Origin of the sequence: Janthinobacterium sp. HH106, from assembly GCF_001758725.1 — a bacterium.
Taxonomy (GTDB): domain Bacteria; phylum Pseudomonadota; class Gammaproteobacteria; order Burkholderiales; family Burkholderiaceae_D; genus Janthinobacterium.
Window position 1 is genome coordinate 572732 of sequence record NZ_LRIC01000002.1, and the last position, 18740, is coordinate 591471.

21 protein-coding genes are annotated in these 18740 nt (G+C 65.8%); 13 read left to right on the forward strand and 8 right to left on the reverse strand.

Going from position 1 to position 18740, the window contains the following annotated elements; all coding sequences use genetic code 11:
- Positions 1-60 precede the first annotated feature (60 nt).
- The 9 genes from JAB8_RS03140 to JAB8_RS03180 all read left to right on the forward strand — a co-directional run bounded on the left by JAB8_RS03140 (position 61) and on the right by JAB8_RS03180 (position 6851).
- Entirely contained in the window at positions 61-1074 is a 1014-nt protein-coding gene (locus JAB8_RS03140) for an MvdC/MvdD family ATP grasp protein (RefSeq protein ID WP_070288555.1), read from the forward strand.
- Complete coding sequence (locus tag JAB8_RS03145; RefSeq protein WP_070288441.1) at positions 1056-1934, forward strand: hypothetical protein; 879 nt, start codon at positions 1056-1058, stop codon at positions 1932-1934. Before JAB8_RS03140 ends, JAB8_RS03145 begins: the two co-directional genes overlap by 19 nt.
- Positions 1928-2437, forward strand: a complete 510-nt coding sequence (locus JAB8_RS03150) for a MauE/DoxX family redox-associated membrane protein (protein ID WP_070288442.1) — start codon at positions 1928-1930, stop codon at positions 2435-2437. Before JAB8_RS03145 ends, JAB8_RS03150 begins: the two co-directional genes overlap by 7 nt.
- Positions 2434-2991, forward strand: coding sequence for a hypothetical protein (locus tag JAB8_RS03155; protein ID WP_070288443.1), 558 nt, complete (start codon positions 2434-2436; stop codon positions 2989-2991). The genes JAB8_RS03150 and JAB8_RS03155 overlap by 4 nt, the downstream gene beginning before the upstream one ends.
- Positions 2988-4760: an ABC transporter transmembrane domain-containing protein gene (locus JAB8_RS03160; protein ID WP_070288444.1), complete on the forward strand. Its 1773-nt coding sequence runs from the start codon at positions 2988-2990 to the stop codon at positions 4758-4760. Before JAB8_RS03155 ends, JAB8_RS03160 begins: the two co-directional genes overlap by 4 nt.
- 10 nt (positions 4761-4770) lie before the next feature.
- A complete protein-coding gene (locus tag JAB8_RS03165; RefSeq protein ID WP_070288445.1) occupies positions 4771-5172 on the forward strand; it encodes a GFA family protein in 402 nt (133 codons plus the stop codon).
- A 197-nt stretch (positions 5173-5369) separates the two neighbouring features.
- Positions 5370-5708, forward strand: a complete 339-nt coding sequence (locus JAB8_RS03170) for a hypothetical protein (RefSeq protein WP_205602360.1) — start codon at positions 5370-5372, stop codon at positions 5706-5708.
- 18 nt (positions 5709-5726) lie between these two features.
- Positions 5727-6548, forward strand: a complete 822-nt coding sequence (locus JAB8_RS03175) for an OBAP family protein (protein WP_083287549.1) — start codon at positions 5727-5729, stop codon at positions 6546-6548.
- A 54-nt stretch (positions 6549-6602) separates the two neighbouring features.
- Positions 6603-6851: a DUF3297 family protein gene (locus JAB8_RS03180; RefSeq protein WP_010398340.1), complete on the forward strand. Its 249-nt coding sequence runs from the start codon at positions 6603-6605 to the stop codon at positions 6849-6851.
- Positions 6852-6916: 65 nt separating this feature from the next.
- Here the strand turns inward: JAB8_RS03180 and JAB8_RS03185 are convergent, their stop codons facing one another.
- From JAB8_RS03185 to JAB8_RS03215, 7 genes are all read right to left on the reverse strand, one after another.
- A complete protein-coding gene (locus JAB8_RS03185; protein WP_070288446.1) occupies positions 6917-7789 on the reverse strand; it encodes a DNA-binding domain-containing protein in 873 nt (290 codons plus the stop codon).
- The gene (locus JAB8_RS03190; protein ID WP_083287550.1) at positions 7779-8723 is read right to left on the reverse strand and encodes a DUF692 domain-containing protein; all 945 of its coding nucleotides are present in this window, start codon (positions 8721-8723) and stop codon (positions 7779-7781) included. The genes JAB8_RS03185 and JAB8_RS03190 overlap by 11 nt, the downstream gene beginning before the upstream one ends.
- Positions 8723-10744, reverse strand: coding sequence for a ferritin-like domain-containing protein (locus JAB8_RS03195; RefSeq protein WP_070288447.1), 2022 nt, complete (start codon positions 10742-10744; stop codon positions 8723-8725). The genes JAB8_RS03190 and JAB8_RS03195 overlap by 1 nt, the downstream gene beginning before the upstream one ends.
- A 281-nt stretch (positions 10745-11025) precedes the next feature.
- The gene (locus tag JAB8_RS03200) at positions 11026-11673 is read right to left on the reverse strand and encodes a hypothetical protein (protein WP_070288448.1); all 648 of its coding nucleotides are present in this window, start codon (positions 11671-11673) and stop codon (positions 11026-11028) included.
- On the reverse strand, positions 11670-12521 hold the full coding sequence (locus JAB8_RS03205; RefSeq protein WP_217494182.1) for a hypothetical protein: 852 nt from the start codon (positions 12519-12521) through the stop codon (positions 11670-11672). Before JAB8_RS03205 ends, JAB8_RS03200 begins: the two co-directional genes overlap by 4 nt.
- 81 nt (positions 12522-12602) lie before the next feature.
- Entirely contained in the window at positions 12603-13421 is an 819-nt protein-coding gene (locus JAB8_RS03210) for a glutaminyl-peptide cyclotransferase (RefSeq protein WP_071650154.1), read from the reverse strand.
- 26 nt (positions 13422-13447) lie between these two features.
- Entirely contained in the window at positions 13448-14356 is a 909-nt protein-coding gene (locus JAB8_RS03215; RefSeq protein ID WP_070288449.1) for a LysR family transcriptional regulator, read from the reverse strand.
- A 103-nt stretch (positions 14357-14459) separates the two neighbouring features.
- Between JAB8_RS03215 and JAB8_RS03220 the strand changes: the two genes are divergently transcribed.
- Positions 14460-14918 (forward strand): CidA/LrgA family protein, encoded by a 459-nt coding sequence (locus JAB8_RS03220; RefSeq protein ID WP_083287551.1) that lies wholly within the window; start codon positions 14460-14462, stop codon positions 14916-14918.
- Positions 14915-15604 carry an LrgB family protein gene (locus JAB8_RS03225; protein ID WP_070288450.1) on the forward strand — a complete coding sequence of 230 codons (690 nt, stop codon included), beginning with the start codon at positions 14915-14917 and terminating at the stop codon, positions 15602-15604. The genes JAB8_RS03220 and JAB8_RS03225 overlap by 4 nt, the downstream gene beginning before the upstream one ends.
- On the opposite strand, the gene JAB8_RS03230 is transcribed toward JAB8_RS03225, so the two are convergent.
- A complete protein-coding gene (locus JAB8_RS03230; protein WP_070288451.1) occupies positions 15601-16284 on the reverse strand; it encodes a TetR family transcriptional regulator in 684 nt (227 codons plus the stop codon). The two genes, JAB8_RS03225 and JAB8_RS03230, sit on opposite strands and share 4 nt — an antisense overlap.
- Positions 16285-16373: 89 nt before the next feature.
- Between JAB8_RS03230 and JAB8_RS03235 the strand changes: the two genes are divergently transcribed.
- Positions 16374-17516, forward strand: coding sequence for an NAD(P)/FAD-dependent oxidoreductase (locus tag JAB8_RS03235; RefSeq protein ID WP_083287552.1), 1143 nt, complete (start codon positions 16374-16376; stop codon positions 17514-17516).
- Positions 17517-17595: 79 nt separating this feature from the next.
- The gene (gene mnmH, locus JAB8_RS03240; protein ID WP_070288453.1) at positions 17596-18675 is read left to right on the forward strand and encodes a tRNA 2-selenouridine(34) synthase MnmH; all 1080 of its coding nucleotides are present in this window, start codon (positions 17596-17598) and stop codon (positions 18673-18675) included.
- The last annotated feature ends 65 nt before the right edge of the window (positions 18676-18740 follow it).

Below are 18740 nucleotides of genomic sequence, written 5' to 3' on the forward strand. Positions count from 1 at the left end.
GCCTTGCCGCGGCAAGGCTTTTTCATCTTCCCGATTTTCCGCTACTGCAGGCTCCCCGACATGCATAAAAAGGTATTGATTATCAGCCATAGCGGCGATCTGCACGCCGACCTGGTGGCAACGATTCTCGCCGACCGCGGCCATGCCCCCTTCCGTATCGATCTCGACGCCTTTCCCCGCGATTACCAGCTGTGCCAGCGCATGCTGGGCGGCCAGGCCAGCGCGCGGCTGCGCCGCCTGCCCGACGGCGACTGGCTGGACCTGCGCCAGGTGGGCGCCGTCTGGCTGCGCAAGGCGGCCGACTACGCCTATGCCAGCGCCGACCTGACGCCGCAGGAACGCGCCTATGCCCGGCTGGAAACGGAACAAGCCATCTTCAGCGTGCTGTACAGCCTCGATTGTTACTGGCTCAGCCACCCGCTGGCCCTGCGCGGCGCCCAATGGAAGGGCGAACAGCTGGCGCGGGCCGCGCGCATGGGTTTTCGCGTGCCCGCCACCGTGATTACCAACGTGCCCGACGACGTGCGCGCTTTCCGCGCCACCGTCGGCGGCCCCATCATTTTCAAGAGCATGTCCACGCCCAGCCTGGCAGCCGAAGCCGTCGAAGACGTGGACAGAATCAGCGCCGGCCTCGGCACCACCATCGTCGACGACGCCATGCAAGGCAGCCTGGACGCCGTTAGCGAGCTGAGCTGCCAATTCCAGGAATATATCGCCAAGCAATATGAATTGCGGGTCACCGTAATCGGCCAGCAACTGTTTGCCGCCCGCCTGTATTCGCAGGACGATGCGCGCACGGCCATCGATTCACGCGACATGTCGGCCCCCATCCGCTATGAAGCCGCGACCTTGCCCGATGACATACGGCAGCGCTGCCTCGCTTTCGTGCACAGCTATGGGCTCGAATATGGCGCGCTGGATCTCATCGTCACGCCCGAAGGCGAATATGTTTTCCTGGAAAACAATCCTGTTGGTCAATTTCTATATGTGCAACAACTGGTGCCCGCCTTGCCCCTGCTGGAAAGCGTGGCCACTACCCTGATCGAAGGAGCCTTATGCCGCAGCCAGACCTGAGCCAGATTCCCCACCAGTTGCGCGAACTGGAACTGGCGCGCGACAGCCGTGCCATCGTCCTGGCCGCCTCGCACCTGGACATGGAACTGCTGCCCGCCCTGTATGAACTGTGCCAAGACATCGGCCCCGTGGCGCGCCTCGACGTGGTGCTGCACGGACGGGGCGGCATCGTCAACGCGGCGCGCCGCATCGCCCTGCTGCTGCGCCAGCATGCGCGCCACCTGAGCTTTATCGTGCCCTTCCACTGCCAGTCGGCCGCTACCCTGCTGGCCCTGGGCGCCGATGAAATCATCGCCGGCGACCTGGCCCTGTTCTCGCCCATCGACCCGCAGCTCGACGGCGTGGACGGCGGCGCCATTTCCAGCCTGGACATCAAGGTCTTCGGCGACATGGCGCAGCAGTGGTTCGGCGTCGATGCCGGCGAAGCGCGCCAGCAATCCTTGTCCCTGCTGTGCGGCAGCATCTTTCCCCCGTCCCTGACGGCCTTTTACCGCACCACGCTGGAACTGGCGCAAATCGGCGAGGAATTGCTGGCCTGGCAATTGCCCGATGCCACGCAAGAGGCGCGGCGCGCCATCGTCGCGCAATTGGTGACCGGATACCACTCGCATAACTATGCCTTGACGCGCGAAGAGCTGGCCCGGCTGGGCTTGAACATGGCGCGCGATGCCCAGGCTGAACGGCTGGGCTGGGCCATCTCGACCCAGTTGCAGGCGCACATAGGCGGCGCCCTGCGCAGCGCCCCCGACGAACCGTGGAACGACGCGCTGCTGGCCTCGCGCGACGGCGTGCAGCTGCGGCGCCAGCGTCCGGGCGGCTTCGCGCCGCTGTGGACCACGCAAACGGGGGCAGCATGCTGACGGCATTACTGTCTGATATTGCGCGCTGCTGCATCGCCTTGCTGCTGCTGGCGGCCAGCGTGGGCAAGCTGCGCAGCTACGGGGAATTTCGCGGCAACCTGGCCACCTCGTTCGGCCTGCCGCCCGCCGCCGCTGCCTGGGCCGCGCCAGCCCTGGTGGCGGCAGAACTGCTGCTGGCCGGCTGGCTGCTGGCCGGCGGCGCCCGGCTGCCGATGCTGCTGTCGCTCTTGCTGTTAAGCGCCCTCACCGGCGTGCTGGCCTGGCGCTACTTCACGCACAGCGTGGTGCGCTGCAGCTGCTTCGGCGAAGCGGCGCGGCCCGTCTCGCAGTACGACTTGCTGCGCAACGTGCTGGCGGTGGGCATCAACGGCAGCTACTGTGCGCTGGCGCAAGATGCGGCCTTGCCCGTCGCCACCACTGTATTGGCGGCCGGCTTGGCGGCCATCGCCTGCGTGGCCATCATTTCCCTGCACGACATCGCCAACCTGGCAAAGGCCGGATGATGGATGCCGCGACCTTGCAACTGGTGCTGGCGGTGCTGGCGTTTGCCATCGCCGGCAATCTCTGGCTGACTCTGGCCGTGCTGCGCGCCAGCCGCCGCGAAAGGCTGGCGCCCACGGCACTGGAGCCGGGCGAGCCCCTGCCTGCCGTGCCAGCCCGTCCGCTGGCTGGCGGCGCGCGTTTCCAGCCGGGCGCCCCCGGCCAGGCGGCCGTGCTGCTGTTCCTGGCCAGCCGCTGCCCGAAATGCGCGGATAAGCTGGCCGGCATCGAACGGCTGCTGCCGCTGGCGCGCAATGCGGGCCTGGCCGTGTGGCTGCTCAGCGAGGAAGCGCCGCGCCGCCTGCGCGCCTTCCTGCCCGGCGACGCCTTGCGTGCGGCGGCGGCGCGCGTCAGTCTGCGCGACTACCGGCGCGTCAATCCCCAAATGAGCTCGCCGTCCTATGTCTTTGTCAATCACCAGGGACGCGTGGAAGCGGCAGGCCTGATCGGCGACTCAGACTGGCTGGCCCTCGTCGGACAATTGAACGCCGAACCGTCGCAGGAGCGCGCCGCATGAGCAATATCAACTTCGGCCCGCATTTTGAACGCCTGCGCCTGCTGTACCCCGTGCGCTGGCGCATTGCCGCCGGCCTGCTGTGCATGGCCCTTACCGTGGGCGCGCAGCTGGCCTTTCCGCAAGCCATCGCGTATTTCATCGACAACGTGACCGCCCTCACCCGGCACGGCGTCACGCCGGGCATGGTCGCCGCCATGCTGGCCTTCAGCGTGCTGTATGCGCTGGCCTCGGCCGCGCGCTTCTACCTGCTGCAATCGAGCGGCCACATGGTTGTCATGGGCGTGCGCCGGCGCCTGTTCGACGTGGTGATCAACCAGCCCATCGCCTTCTTCGACAAGCACCATGGCGGCGAGCTGAACAGCCGGCTCACGTCCGACGTGTCGGCCCTGCATGAAAGCCTGACCATCGGCGCGGCCAACGCCCTGCGTTCGCTGTGCGTGTTTTTGGGCGGCATCGCCATGCTGCTGCAGCTGTCGCCCATGCTGAGCCTGCCGCTGGCCTTGTTCATTCCCATCAGCCTGTATCTCGGCAAGTTATCCGGCAGCAATTACCGGCAGCGCGCGCGGGCCATTTCGGCCACCCTGGCCGCCAGCGGCAAGGTGGCGCAGGAATATTTTGCCCATGCGCGCCTGGTGCAGGCGTTCAACCAGCAAGGCGGCGCCATGGCCCGTTACGCGCAAGCCATGCGGGAGCTGCTGGGAGTGTCCCTGGCCGGTACGCGGCTGCTGGCCGTGTTTCAGGGCGCGCAGGGGCTGCTCGCGTTTGTTGCCCTGCTGACCACCCTGTGCTTCGGCGCCCACCTGATCGGCCAGGGCCGCCTGAGCGTGGGCGAGCTGACGGCCTTTGTCATCTATGCCAGCATGGTGACGGACACGGCCGGCTCCATCAGCGAGTTCTGGAACACCTGGATGCGCACCATGGGCTCGACCGACCGCATCTTCGAGATCCTGCGCAGCCACCGTGCCGTGCCCGAAGCGCCGCCGCAGCCGCCGCTGGCGGGCCACATCGCGCTGCGCGACGTGCGTTTTGCGTATCCCGAGCGCGTACAGGTCGCGGCGCTGGACGGCGTCAGCCTGTCCATCCGCGCGGGCGAAAAGATCGCCCTCGTCGGCGCCTCGGGCGCGGGCAAGTCCACCATCGCCAGCCTGGTGCTGGGCCACTACAAGATGGACGCGGGCAGCCTGCAATTCGACGGCATCGACGCGCAGGTGCTGGGCGTGACGCAATTGCGGCGCCAGATGGCCGTGGTGGAGCAGGAGCCGGCCCTGTTTTCCGGCAGCATCGCCGACAATATCGCCTTTGCTGTGCCGGACCGGGTCGTGGCGCGCGAAGCGATGGTGGCGGCGGCGCGCCTGGCCCATGCCCACGATTTTATCGCGGCCTTTCCGGACGGCTACGACACCCTCGTGGGCGAACGGGGCGTGCAATTATCGGGCGGACAGAAGCAGCGCATCGCGATTGCCCGCGCCATCCTGCGCGCGCCGAAAATCCTGATTCTGGACGAGGCCACCAGCGCGCTCGACGCGGCCAGCGAACAGCTGGTGCAGCGCGCGCTCGATGCGCTGATGCAAGGGCGCACCACCATCATCATCGCCCACCGCTTTTCCACCATCGTCAAGGCCGACCGCATCATCGTCATGGACAAGGGTCGGATTTGCCAGCAAGGCACGCACGCCGAGCTGCTGCGCGCGGGCGGCCAGTATGCGCGGCTGATGCAGCAGCAGCTGTCGCAATTCCAGCAGTTGCATGACAGTACGGCCACCCTGTAGAGTGGGCCAGATGAAAAAAACCTACCATGGCAGCTGCCACTGCGGCGCCGTGCGCTTCGCGGCCGAGATCGACCTGGCGGCCCCCAGCCTGCGCTGCAACTGTTCCTATTGCCTGAAGATCCGCTGCTGGGCCAGCCAGGTGCCGCCCGCCGACTTCCAGTTGCTGGCCGGCGAAGGCGACTTGAGCGCATACCGCTTCGGCGCCGGGCGCGAGCGCCACTATTTTTGCCGCCACTGCGGCGTACACCCGTTTGGCTACGGCGATTCACCCCGCAGCGGCCCATTTGTCGGCATCGGCGTGAACTGCCTCGACGATGCGGCGGCGGCCGAGCTGGCCCGGGTGCCCGTCACCTTTGTCGATGGCTGGCATGACGACTGGGACAGGCCGCCGCAGGAAACAGGGCACTTGTAATCAATGCAAATGTAGAAATGGTTGTCTGCTACGCCGGAGTTTTCCTACGTGGCGACAAGGAGTGTCCCTATGGTTAAGCCCGACGCTTGCAACGAGAATGGTCTCAACGGTGCTGCACGGCGCCGGAGCTCAGGCAGGAACATCCAACCCAATATTGGAGCGGATGACGACGCAGACTAACCTTAGGGGACATGATCATGACTTCGAACAGCAACGACAAATCCGGCAGCCAATCGGACAAACAGCAATCGGGCAGCCAACAGTCGGACAAACAGTCCGGCAGCCGCCAATCGTCGGGCGGTACCCAGGGCGGCACGCACGAGCAGCACGTCGAGGCGGGCCGCCAAAGCCACAAGAATGACGGCGACAAGCAATCAGGCTCACAAGGTTCGCAGCAGTCGGGCCAGCAATCGGGCCAGGGCAAGAGCGGTGGCGGCAGCCAGCAATCGGGTTCCGGCTCCGGCACGCGCGGCGGCACGCATGAGCAGCACGTGGAAGCGGGACGTCAAAGCCACAAGAATGACGACAAATCCTGATTTCGCAGGCACGGCCCGATGCTGCTGGTCGACATGAAAGCGCTGAAGGCCATGCTGTGCGCCGGGCTGGGCATGGGCCTGGCCGCCTGCGGCGCCAGGAATACGGCATCGAACGTGGAGGCCCCGGGCGCGCCAGCCGGGGTCTCCACGCGCGTGCTCGATGCTGGCGCCGACGCCCTGCAAGCCCGGCCGCCCATTGCGGCCCTCAATGCCTATCTCGACGGTTTTCATTTCTACAACGGCAATCTGCGCGGTCAGATGGAGGCGCACCACTATTGCACCATCGTCAATGAAGAGTTGATTCAATGCGTGATTTACGACGGCAACGTCAAGGATGCCAAGCTGATGGGCGTCGAATACATCGTCAGCGCCAGGCTGTACCAAGGTTTGCCTGCGGCGGAAAAAGCGCTGTGGCACAGCCATGTGCATGAAGTGAAGTCGGGCCAGCTGATCGCGCCCGGCATACCTGCCGTGGCGGAAAAGGCGCTGATGCAAAAGCTGGTGGGCACCTACGGCAAGACCTGGCATACCTGGCACACGGATCTGCACAAGACCTTGCCGCTGGGCGTGCCGCAACTAATGATGGGCTTTACAGCCGACGGCCAGGCCGATGCCGCCATGGTCGCCGCGCGCGACCACCGCTTCGGCATCGATTCGGCCGAAAAACGCCGCCAGCGCACCGACATCGCCGCGCCCGCCATCGTTGCCGGTGCCGACGCCTGGCAGCACGGCACGGTCATCCAGCTGGCCGACCCGACGGGAATGCCGCACAGTTCATCATCACCGCCGCCGCCATCCACGCACACGGCCGCGCCCGCCATTTCGCATCCATCTAGATAGACGGCGTGCGAAAGGCCGTTGTCTGGATCGGCATTCTGGGCGATAATTACGCCCATGAACGATACCACTACCTTACCCCCATTGCCCGATCGCCTGTCGATCGACCCGAGCAGCCCTTACCACGTTGCAGCCGTGTTCGAGAACGACGTCGGCATCCGCTTCAACGACAAGGAACGTCTTGACGTGGAAGAATATTGCATCAGCGAACGCTGGATCAAGGTCGCTTCCACCAAGTCCCTCGACCGCCGCGGCCGTCCGCTGCAGATCAAGCTGAAGGGCAAAGTCGAAGCGTTTTACCGCTAAGCAACACCTGCAGTTGTCATCGAGGCCGATTTTCATCGGCCTTTTTTGCGTCCGCCGCTTTCCGCTCAGGCAGCGCTGGTGACCAGCCCGGCCGCGGCCGCCAAGGGCAGCCACAGCATGGCGTCGGCCAGCACCTCGTCCGGCGCCCTGCCGCTGGACCGCGCCGCCTGCTGCGCGCACTGCGCCAGCGTCGCGCCGCCGGCCAGCGCCTGCAGGCAGTCAAATTGCCACGGCTGCAGCTCTTGCATGGCAAGCCGGTAATGCATGCGTGAAATGGCCACAAAGGCGGGACTGGCCTGCGGTTGGGCCGGAATGGCGTCGTCCGGCGCGGCCTGTGCCTGTTGCCAGAATGCACACAAGGGAAATGACAGGGCCAGCAGCCGCGTGCACGGCGCCAGGCGCCAGGCCGGAGTATTTCCCAACAGCAAGTCCAGGCCGGACGGCAGGACGGCCGGCGCCCGTTTTTCCAGCCCCGGCGCCCTGCCCGCCTCGCTGCGCGCCCGCTCCAGCCGCGCCAGTTCGACGGGAAAGCGCAAGACGTCCCCCTGCGCGCCAGCCGCGCCCTGGCTGGCGGCGAGAAAATCGGCAAAGCCGCCGCCCAGGTCGTACAAGGTCGGGGAAGCGGACGGGTGGCGCCAGACATAGGCGCGGGCAAAGAAGGCGAACAGCTCGTCGCCCATGGCCTTGTGCAAGACGGGATAGTCGGCCTGCAGGCATTCGAGCAGACGCTGCACGTAGCCGTCCGCATGGATGTGCAGCGGCGCCGGCCCGCCCCGCGCCCGTTTCAATACTTGGTCCTGCGTCAAGCCGTGGCGCTCGCTGGCCAGCTGCGCGCCGCGCGCCGCACCGCCCGGCGCCGTCATCGCCGTCAAAAACCACGATTGCAATTGCGCCAACGGTGCGTCCGCGCGCGCGTCGCCGTCGGCGCTACGGGGCATGGGCGGCCTCCAGGTGAAAGCCCAGCGGCGCCGAGACGGCGGCCAGGCTCGCCGTGGCCGTGGCCGTGGCTGGTACGGCATCGGAAAACTCTCCCCGCCCGGCCGTGCGCGCCTTGTCGAGCTCGGCCAGCAGCTGCGGGTACGCCGGGATATCCGCATCCCATTCCAGCAGGGCCGACACGCCCCCCGTCAGCTGCTGCGCCAGCGCGTACAGGCGCCAGACGGCCGCCGGCACGGGTGCGTCGTGCGTGTCGATCAGCATGGCGCCGCAGACGGTGGGCCCGGCCAGGTGGATTTGCACGATGTGCTCATGCGGCAACTGGCGGATGTAGGCTGCCGCGTCATAGCCATGGTTATGCGCGCTGACGTGGACATTATTAACGTCGAGCAAGAGTCCGCAGCCCGTGTCCTCGGCCAGGCAGCCCAGGAATTCCCATTCCGGCATGCTGGACTGGGCAAACTCCACGTAGCTGCTGGGGTTTTCCAGGATCAGGGGACGGCCCAGGAATTCCTGCACTTGCCGCACTCTGCCCGCCACGTGGCGCAGGCTGGCTTCGTCCAGCGGCAAGGGCAGCAAGTCGTGGCTGTTGAGCGAGGCGGCGCCCGTCCAGCACAGGTGGTCGGAAATCCACGCGGGACGGATCTCGGCGGCCAGCTGGCGCAGCTTGCGCAGGTAGGCCAGGCTCAAGGGATCGCTGCTGCCGATCGACAGCGACACGCCATGCATGACGATGGGCACCTGCGCCGCCACCTGCTCGAGCACGTGGCGCGCATAGCCGTGGTTATCGATGAAATTCTCGCTGATGATCTCGAACCAGTCCACCTGCGGCCCGTGTTCCAGAATGTGCGCGTAATGGGGCGGACGCAGCCCCACGCCCAGGCCCAGGTTCGGCAGGCCCAGGCGCGGCCGCGCCTCGTGCAGGATGCCCCGCATCAGGTCGACGGCGGCAAGGCCAGGCGCAGGTCGGTGGGCGCCGGCGGCGCGCCCACCGGCGTGCCGCGCGCCGCCATCACCTTGCCGTAGGCTTCCCAGGCCTTGTCGTAGACATTGTCGCCCAGCGCAAAGCGCATGGTCTGGCCCAGCGGAATGCTGCGGTGCTCGGGCGCGGGACCGAAATCGTACAAGGTCATGGTGGCGGGTTCGGGCGGGTCCTTCTTCGTGGTGTTCGGATACAGCTGCGAGGCCGAAATCGGCACGGCGCAGCCGCCGAAGCCGCCGCATTTGTTGTCGCTGGGCGCGCTGTAGATTTTATCGTCCTGCGGCGGCGGTGGCACATAGCATTCGCTGCCCGGCGCCGCGGCAGCCTTGACCGAATGGCCGCAGGACGAGCCGCCCGTGTCGGCCTGGGCAAAGCCGCAGCCGCCCTGGGCGTGGCAGCCGTTGGAGCCGCGGCACGTATGGTAGACGGCCAGCGCGGCGCAGGTGGACGACGCTTCGCCCTCCAGATGCATGCCCTGGCAGGCGTGGTACAGCACGCCATTCTCGGCCAGCGGCACGCCCGTCGCCAGGTTCGGCGCCTGGCCCAGCACGGCCCAGCAGATGGCCATGCGGTCGCCCGCGCCCACCATCGACGGATACGGAAACTCCAGTTGCTGGTTCAGCCAGTACTTGTCCAGCACGGAAGTGATGCCATAGATGGCGCCCGTGGCCACCGTGCTCAGCATCCCCAATGTGCCGCTGGTATCCTTCATGCGGTTCAGGGCGCTCGCCACGGCAGCGGGCGCGGGGATGTTCTTCGGCGCGGTGGCCGGGTTGTAGCGCTCGTTGGTCAGCATGGCCTCGCTCCAGCGCCCGCCTTCCTTGTGCCAGCCGGCCCAGGTCTTGACGGGCAGCATGGCCTTGACCTGGCCAAAACGCTCGTAGTGGTCGTAGGCGGCGCTGTCGTGGCGCGCGGCCGCATCGCGCGATTCGGCATCCTTGCCATTGTTCGCGTAGGACGGATAATCGCACTTCAGGGCGGCCAGGTCTTCGCGGTAGTCGGGCTGCACGGCCATCAGGCGCATGGCCGCGTCGCGGCGGTAGCGCTGGATGGCCGTGTCGCTGCCCTCGCCCTGGTCCGTGATGGCCGCCATCATGTCGATGGCCTTGTTGAACGAGCCCGTCTGGCCGCCATCCTGGTCCTGCGGACCGAAGCAGGTGTCGAAACGGGGAAATTCCGCCCGTGCATGGCCTTGCACCTGGCTGTTGAACATGTCCTGCTGCACCGAGCCGTTGACGAACAGCTTTTGCCACAGGGTCTGGCCATCCGTGTATTCGATGCTGATATAGCGCGCGTAGCACTCATACATATAGCCTATGGTGCCGAACAGGGGCAGATCATGCACGTGCTTGCCCGGCGTCCAGCCCGGCAGCGGCACTTCCGGGAAATATTTCGTGTGGTCATGGCTGTCGAACTTCGCCAGCTGGGCCCGCGCCTGTTGTTCCGGCTGCTCGATGGCGAGGAACAGGTCGCACTGGTTGCCGTTCAGCTCTTCCAGGTTGACGCGCACGTGGCGGTAGCCGGCCGTGTCCTGCAAGTCGACGATGTGCGGGATCACCGTGCAATCCTTGCCGTAGCAGGTCCAGCCGTGGTCCTGCGACTGCAGCTCCGAGCCCGTGAAGCATGGCGCCGTGCCGATGGCCGTGGCCAGGTTGGCCGCCATCTGCAGGTGCAGCATTTCCTGGATGAAGACGCTGAAGATGATATTGAAGGCCTTCTGCTCATTCAGTTCGGGGCGCGCCGTGGTACCCATGCCCGGCCACTGGCGGCCTTCGTAGTAGGTGATGCCTTTCGAGTTGATCTGGTGCGTGCCCTGGATCGAATACATGGTGGCCATGTACAGGGGAATGGTGAACAGTTCCACGCTGACGGCTGCCTGGGCGATGGCGCGCACTGCCGCCGTATCGGTGGCCAGCATGTCGAGCGGACGGTTGCTGATGGCGGCCTGGGTGCTTCCTAAAACGGGCATTTTCATTCTGTCTCTCCACAGGAACGATGCGTTTCGGATATCGGGCCGGGCCGCACCATCTGCGTGCGCTGCTCACGGCACGGAAATCATACGCCTGAGAAAGATATTTTTGCGGCAAGATTTATGTGCTGGCCGCGGTATTGATCTGCGTCAATTCAGCCGGGTTTTCAGCGCATAAATAAGCGTTTTACGCCGCCATTCGATGACAATTGAATAGAATCGGCGAAACGCGCGCGTGTATAAGCGCCGCACCGTCCAAGGCCGACGCGTCGCTTGCATGATGATAGTCAGGCACTTGGCGGCGGCTGGAAGGCGCAAAAGCCGGGCCACTGGTCGCGGCTGTCGCACACTTTCAGGCAGCCTTGATTGCCCTTGAACGTGGCGACGACCTTGATGGGAAAGCCATACAGTGGCGTGGTGGCCAGGAAGGCGGACGGGCAGCTTTGCTCATTGCTGAAGCGGAAAGTGATTTCTTCGCGGCGGCCCTTGCGCGCAAAGCTCAGCATGAAGGTTTCATTGCTGTTCCACTGCGCCTTGCCCGGCACGCGGAAACGATAGCGCGGACTGCCCGGCTGCTGCCCGTCAAGTTTCTGGCCGAAGACGCGGCTGCTGGCCGTGGCCGTTTCCACCTTGGCGATCGGATAAGGCACGGCAAACATGTAGGTGCCGGCGAAACCCTGGTCGAAGCCCAGGCCCTTCTGGTAGAACGGCACGACGATATGCGGCGCACCCGCGTATTCCACGCTGTTGCGAGCCGTCATGCGCGACGTCAGCTTGTCGTCGGGCGCTTGCCCGAAGACGACGTCCACTTCCACCAGGGCCTGGCTCTTGTCGATGTCTTGCGCCAGATAATCCCTGGGGGCGATCTCGCTGTACACGCAGCCGGCCAGCAGGACTGCGGCGAGGCAGCCGGCGATGAGTTGAGGGTAGCTCATGGCTGTTTTCCTTCCGGCGGCGCGGAACTGAGGCCCAGGCCCGTCACTTGCCAGCCGCCCTTGCCTTGTTTCCATTGAAATTGCTGGCCGAACCAGGCCAGTTCCAGCTCGCGCCGGATGCGGTTGCTATCCGTGCGGCCCTGGCGCGCCTTGATGGCGGCGCCCGCCTGCGCGGAAGCGGCCTGCGACAAGGGTTTCAGCCACCGTTGATACGTGTCGGACGGCAAGGCCAGCACGCCGGCCACGCCGTCGTCGCGCGTGGCGACGATGATCCCCACCTTCGTCAGCGCATTCGTCAGATAGGCGCCGCGCCGCCCGTCGGGCGAAACGGAGACCAGCATGGCGGGCGCGTAATCGCCGGTGACGCCGCCCGGCACGTCAAACCACAGCAGCTCGCCCGTGCCCGTGTCGAGCGCGCGGCCGTCGCGGGCAAACAGCAGCATCTCGGGACGGCCCGGCTGCGGCACGCCCCATTCGGGGTCGCGCTCCGTGCGCACCATGCTGTCGCGCTGCAGGGGACTGATGGGGCGCATCAGCGGTTCGCCATTCTGCACGCCGATCAGTATCGTGCCCTGGCCCGTATAGCCCTTGGTGAATGCCAGCAGCATGGGCTGGCCCTCGCGCGTCGCTTTCAGCGGACGCACCTCCACCACTTCGCGCGCGCCGCCGGGCCAGTAGCCGTGCTTGCGGAAAGTCAAGGTAACGAGCGGGGCGTGGCGGTCACGCGTGACGACAAAGTCGCCGTATTGCTGCATCACCGGCACGTATGGCGCTTGCGCCTGCGCGGCGGGCACGATGGCGGCGGCCAGGGCGGCGGCGGCCAGGCGGTGTAAAGAAAAGAACAGCATGGCATCCTGTAAAGGTCGCACTGGGCGAAGGAACGCCATCATAAACGATTCATCGCCAGCAACACTGTCCGATAGGAAACATCAATGGCGCTGGATTTCGATCAGCTCGATTTCGAACAGCTTGGGCCACAGTTTCCCCGTGACAAACAGGCGTTTTCCCCGTGCATCCCAGGCGATGCCGTTGAGCACGGCATCGGGATTGGCCGTGCCCCGCTGCTCGGGCGGCAGCAAGCCCGTCAGGTCGATCCAGCCCATAACTTTACCGCTGGCGGGATCGATGCGGGCGATCACGTCCGCGCCCCACACATTGGCGAACAATTGCCCGTCGACCATTTCCAGCTCGTTCAGCCGGTCGATGGGCCGCCCTTCGGCTTTCACTTCGAAGCGGCGCACTTCCTTCAGGGTTTTCGGATTGAGCACGCGGATGGCGGACGTGCCGTCGCTCATGTAGACGAATTGATTGTCGCTGGCCAGGCCCCAGCCTTCGCCCGGGTAGCTGAATTTACGTTTCAATTTGAAGGTTTTCACGTCGAAGACATAGCCCGTCTGCGAAATCCATGTCAGGCCCAGGAGCTCATCGCCCACGTCCGTGATGCCTTCGCCAAACACATTCTTGTCGAGCATGCTTTTCTGCAGCACCTTGCCCGTCGTCAATTCCACCTTGCGCAAGGAGGACTGGCCGTTCTGGCCCGTGCTTTCATACAGATGCCCATCCTTGAACAGCAAGCCTTGCGTGAACGCCTGGGGGTCGTGCGGATAGGTGTTCTTGACGAAATAGCCATACACGGGCAAGGCGGCCTGGGCGTAGCCCATTTCGCTCATCAGGCCCACGGTGCATAACAATCCCAGCAGCAATGAGCCGGCCGTGCGTTTAAGTCTGGTATTGACGTTGATGTTCATCGGGTCGGGCGGAAGTTGGCGAGCGCCTATTGTAAACGTGCCGCGTCCGCCATGCGCGCCCTGACGAGCTCCAGCCAGGCGCGCGCCGCGAACGACAGCCGCCCGCCCCGGCGCCAGGCCAGCATCAAATTCCACTCCACGGGCGGGCCGTCCAGAGGGATGACGTCAAATTGCGCGGCATCAAGCGTGTCGCAATACATCTTCGGCAGCAGGCAGATCCCCACGCCCAGCCGTACCAGCGAGGCAATGAAATCCCACTGGCCGCTGCGGCCCGTGATGCGCGGCGCGAAACCGGCCCGCTGGCAGGCATCCTGCACGATGTCGTTCAGGGCAAACGCGGCGCCATAGAAGATGAAAGGGCTGTCGGCCAGCTCGGCCAGGGCCACGGCAGCGCGCCCCTGCCACGGCGAGCCGGGCGCCGCCAGCAGGCACAGCGGCGAGCGCACGAGGGGCAAGGCTTCGAAATCCTGCCAGGTGGCCGCGTTGCCCGGATAGTCGAGCATGGTGCCCAGTTCCACCGTGCCGGTGCGCAAGTCGCGCTCGATGGCCTGCGTGCCGCTTTCGTACATCTTCAGTTCGATGCCCGGATAGCGCTGGTGGTATTCGGCCAGCCACGGCGCCAGGGTCGAATGCGTCTGCGGCGACACGCCGACGCGCAGTTCTCCCCGTTCCAGATGTTGCAGGTCACGCAATTCCACCTTCAGTTCCGCATGCAGGGCCAGCAGTTCATGCGCGCGCGACAGCACCACCTTGCCCGCGTCCGTCAGCGTAAAACGCTTGCCCGCGCGGTCCAGCAGGGCCAGGTCCAGCGATTGCTCCAGCTGTTGCACCATCTTGCTGACGGTGGGCTGCGTCACGTGCAGCTTGCTGGCCGCGCGCGTAAAACTGTTCTGTTCGACCACTTCGACGAAGTAGCGCAGGGAGCGGATATCCATGATGCATTCCAAAATAGAATGATAATCATGAGTTTAAGTCATTTTATCTTTTGATGTGGGCTCACTACAATGAAAACCTCCCCCATCCGTTTGAAAGCCCGCCGTGAAAGCCGTCCCTTGTTCCACCGCCGCCCCACTTTCCATCCCCGTCTGGCGCCAGCCTGCGCAGACTGCGTGGCAAGTGGGCATTTTGATTGCCGCCTGGTGGCTGGCCGACGCGGCCGCGGCCGCCCTGCACTTGCCGTTCTCCGGCGGAGTCGTGGGCCTGTTCGTGCTGGTGGCCCTGCTGCTGGCGGGCTGGGTGCGCCCCGCCGCCATCGAACTGGGCGCGAACTGGCTGCTGGCCAACATGCTGCTGTTTTTCATACCGCTGGTCGTATCCGTGGTGCAATTTACGCAACTGTTGAAGTCGCAAGGTCTGATGCTGTTCGTAAATATCGGCCTGGGCTTTGCCTGCGTGATGCTGGCCACGGCGCTGACGGTGGAATGGGTATGCCGCCATGAACGCAAGTTGCGTCTGAATAAGCTTCTGCGCCAGCGCGCCGCGAGGGCGCCAGCATGAGCACCCTGCTGCTGTCCCTGCTGTTCCTGCTGCTGACCCTGGTGCTGTTTTATGCCAACCAGGCCGTGCACCGCCGCCATCCGCATTTTCTGCTCACGCCCGCCATCTGCACCTCGGCGATATTGATCGTCATCGTGCAGGCCACGTCGACGCCGTTCGCCACGTATTTCGGCGAGACGCGCTGGCTGCCGTGGCTGCTGGGCCCGGCCACCATCGCGTTTGCGCTGCCCATCTTCCAGGAGCGCAAGCTGATCCGCAAGCACTGGCTGGCCTTGTCGCTGGGCAGCTGCGCCGGCATCGTGGCATCGGTCGCCGCCACCTTGCTGCTGGACCGGGTATTTGGCGTGCACGGCGACATGGCGCGCAGCCTGCTGGCGCGTTCCGTGTCGACGCCGTTCGCGCTGGAAGCGTCGCGCCACATGGGCGGCTCGGCCCAGCTGACGGGCATCTTCGTGGTGATGACGGGCTTGTTCGGCTTGATGCTGGGCAAGCCGCTGCTCAAACTGCTGCCCTTGCGCATGCGCATCGCCCGTGGCGCTCCGTACGGCGCGGCCGCGCACGGCTTCGGCTTGTCCGTGGCGCGCAGGGTCGGCACGGAAGAAGGCGCCGTGGCCAGCCTGACGATGATCTTTTCCGGTGTCGTGACGGTGCTGCTGGCGCCGCTGCTGGGGCATTTGCTGGGCTAGCGGCCCGCTTGCAGCGCCTGCATGCCAAGCACGATCAGGTCGATGCCCGCCAAAAAATCCGCGCGGTCGTCGTGCGCGCGCAGCTGACCCGCCACCTTGCGGGCAAACGGAAACGCCTGCGCATCGAGGCGTGACCAGGCGCCCGCCAGGGTGTCGAGGAAATGCGCGCGTTCCAGGCCCTGTTCCCGGGCGATGACGGCATTGGCCGCATTCTGCCCGCTCACGCCCAGCAGATAATTGAGCAAGGCGCATGCCGCCATCCACTGCCGGTCCTGCGGCACGCCCAGCGCATCGACCTGCCGGCCCAGGCGTTCCAGGATGCGCACGGTGGGCAGCTGGCCCGGCGCGCGGGACAGGGCCGAACCCAGCCACGGATGCGCATCCATCGCCTCGAACATGGCCAGCGCCACTTCGCGGATGCCCGCCTGCGGCGTATCACCAGGCGGGGCGGCCTGCATGGCGCGGGCGACGATGGCGTCGCTGGCGGCCGTGAACAAATCATCCTTGTCGGCCACGTGCCAGTAGATGGCGCCCGCTCCCGTCGCCAGGCGCGCGGCCAGGGCGCGGAAGGTCAGGCCGCCCTCGCCTGCCGTGTCGAGCAGGGCAATGGCGGCGTCGATGATGGAGTCGCGCGTCAGCGAGTCGGCGCGTCGTGGTGGGGTCGCTACGGTATCGGGCATCGCTTATCTTGACACAGATGATGGCTTGCCGCAAAATTCTTCTGGAACGCCGTTCCACTACTATTTTGAACACCACCTGAAGGATCACCATGCAAATCGCCATCATCGGCGCGGGCCTGGGCGGGCTGATGCTCGCCCGCGTGCTGCACGTCCACGGCATCGCCGCCACCGTGTATGAAGCGGATGCGTCGCCCCAGGCGCGCCGCCAGGGCGGCATGCTCGATATCCACGAGGAAAGCGGCCAACAAGCGCTGCGGGCGGCCGGCCTGCACGACGCCTTCCGTGCCCTCATCCATGTGGGCGGCGAAGCGAGCCGCGTGCTCGACCAGCATGGCACGGTCCTGCACGACGAGGGCGACGATGGCACGGGCGGGCGTCCCGAAGTGCCGCGCGGCGAGCTGCGCCGCATCTTGCTCGATGCCTTGCCTGAAGGCTGCGTGCGCTGGGGCCACAAGCTGACAAACGTCGCGACGCTGGACGACGGCAGGTACATGCTGAGCTTTGCGCATGGCGCCACGGCGGCCAGCGATCTGCTGGTGGGCGCGGACGGCGCCTGGTCCCGGGTGCGGCCGCTGCTCTCCAGCGCGCAGCCCGCCTACAGCGGCATTGCCTTCATTGAAACGTATCTGTTCGACAGCGACCGCCGCCACGGGGCCACTGCGCAAGCCGTGGGCGCCGGCGCCCTGTTCGCGCTGGCACCGGGCAAGGGCATCCAGGCTCACCGCGAAGCCGATGGCGTGCTGCATGCGTATGTGGCCCTGAGTAAACCCGAAGAGTGGCTGGCAGGCATCGATTTTGCCGATCCCGCCGCCGCGCGGGCAGCCATCGCCGCCCAGTTTGCCGGCTGGGCGCCGGCGCTCACGGCCCTGATCACGGACGCGGACACGCCGCCCGTGCCCCGTCCCGTGCACCTGCTGCCCGTCGACCACCGCTGGCAACGCGTGGCAGGCGTGACCTTACTGGGCGACGCGGCCCATTTGATGGCGCCGGCCGGCGAAGGCGCCAACCTGGCCATGCTGGACGGCGCCGAGCTGGCGCAGGCGCTTGCCGCGCACCCAAGCGACGTGGAAGCGGCCTTGCTGGCATATGAAACGGCGCTGTTTGCGCGCAGCAGCGCGGCCGCGGTGGAGTCGGAACGCATCCTGCGCCTGTGCTTTGACGACGACGCGCCGCATAGCCTGGTGCGGTTCTTCACAGGCATGCGGGACGCCGGCCCGGCACGCACAGTGTGAAAGGCGGCGCCAAAGCCCCACGCCAGCGGCCTTTATCGGGGATAATACGTCTTTCCCCATTCCAAGCAGCCGCGCCACGATGAAATACCCCGCAGTCCTTCCCTTCAGCGACATCCTGCCACGCCTGCATGAATTCGACGCCATCATCGACGTGCGCAGCCCGTCCGAGTTCGCGGAAGACCACTTGCCGGGCGCCATCAACCTGTCCGTGCTCGACGACGAGCAGCGCGTTCGCGTCGGCACGCTATATAAGCAGACGAGCGCCTTCGAAGCGAAGAAGCTGGGCGCGGCGCTGGTGGCGAAGAATATCGCGCGGCATATCGAAGACGGTTTCCTCGGTCACCCGCACGAATGGAAGCCGCTCGTCTACTGCTGGCGCGGCGGCAACCGCAGCGGCGCCATGGCGCACATCCTGGCGCGCATCGGCTGGCCCGTCACGCAGCTCGACGGCGGCTACAAGGATTACCGGCGCCACGTGAACGCCGAGCTGGCCACCCTGCCCGAGCGCTTCGACTTCATCAATGTGCTGTGCGGCCCCACGGGCAGCGGCAAGAGCCGCTTGCTGCAAGTGCTGGACCGCCAAGGCGCGCAGGTGATCGACCTGGAGCGATTGGCAGCGCACCGCGGCTCCGTGCTGGGCGGCTTGCCCGAGGAAGAGCAGCCCTCGCAAAAATCGTTCGAAAGCGCGCTGTGGCAGCAGTTGCGCCAGTTCGACCCGGCATTGCCCGTCTTCATCGAATCGGAAAGCAAGAAAGTGGGCCGCGTGCGCGTGCCCGACGCGCTGATGGACAAGATGCGCGCGGCCGCCTGCACCGACGTGCGGCTGGCCACGGACCAGCGCGTGCAATTGCTGATGCAGGACTATGAACATTTCGTCGGCGACCCGGAGCGCCTGAATGTGCAGCTGGCCCTGTTGACGCAGCTGCATGGCAAGGAGAAAATCGCCCATTGGCAGCAGCTGGCGACGGCGGGCCAGATGGCCGAGCTGGTGGAAGAGCTGCTGGTCCAGCACTACGACCCCGTCTACCGGCAATCGATCGCCCGCAACTTCAGCCGCTACGCCCAGGCGACGCCGCTGGTCTTGCCCGATATTTCAGAACATGCCTTTGAGCAAGCCGCGCGCGCGTTGTGTGGTATTGTCGGCACTAATTCCCCCTAAAGACGCAGTGCCGGGGTCGGCCCCTGAGAGTCCGACCCCAGACCTTGCGTTTGGGGTAAAAATGA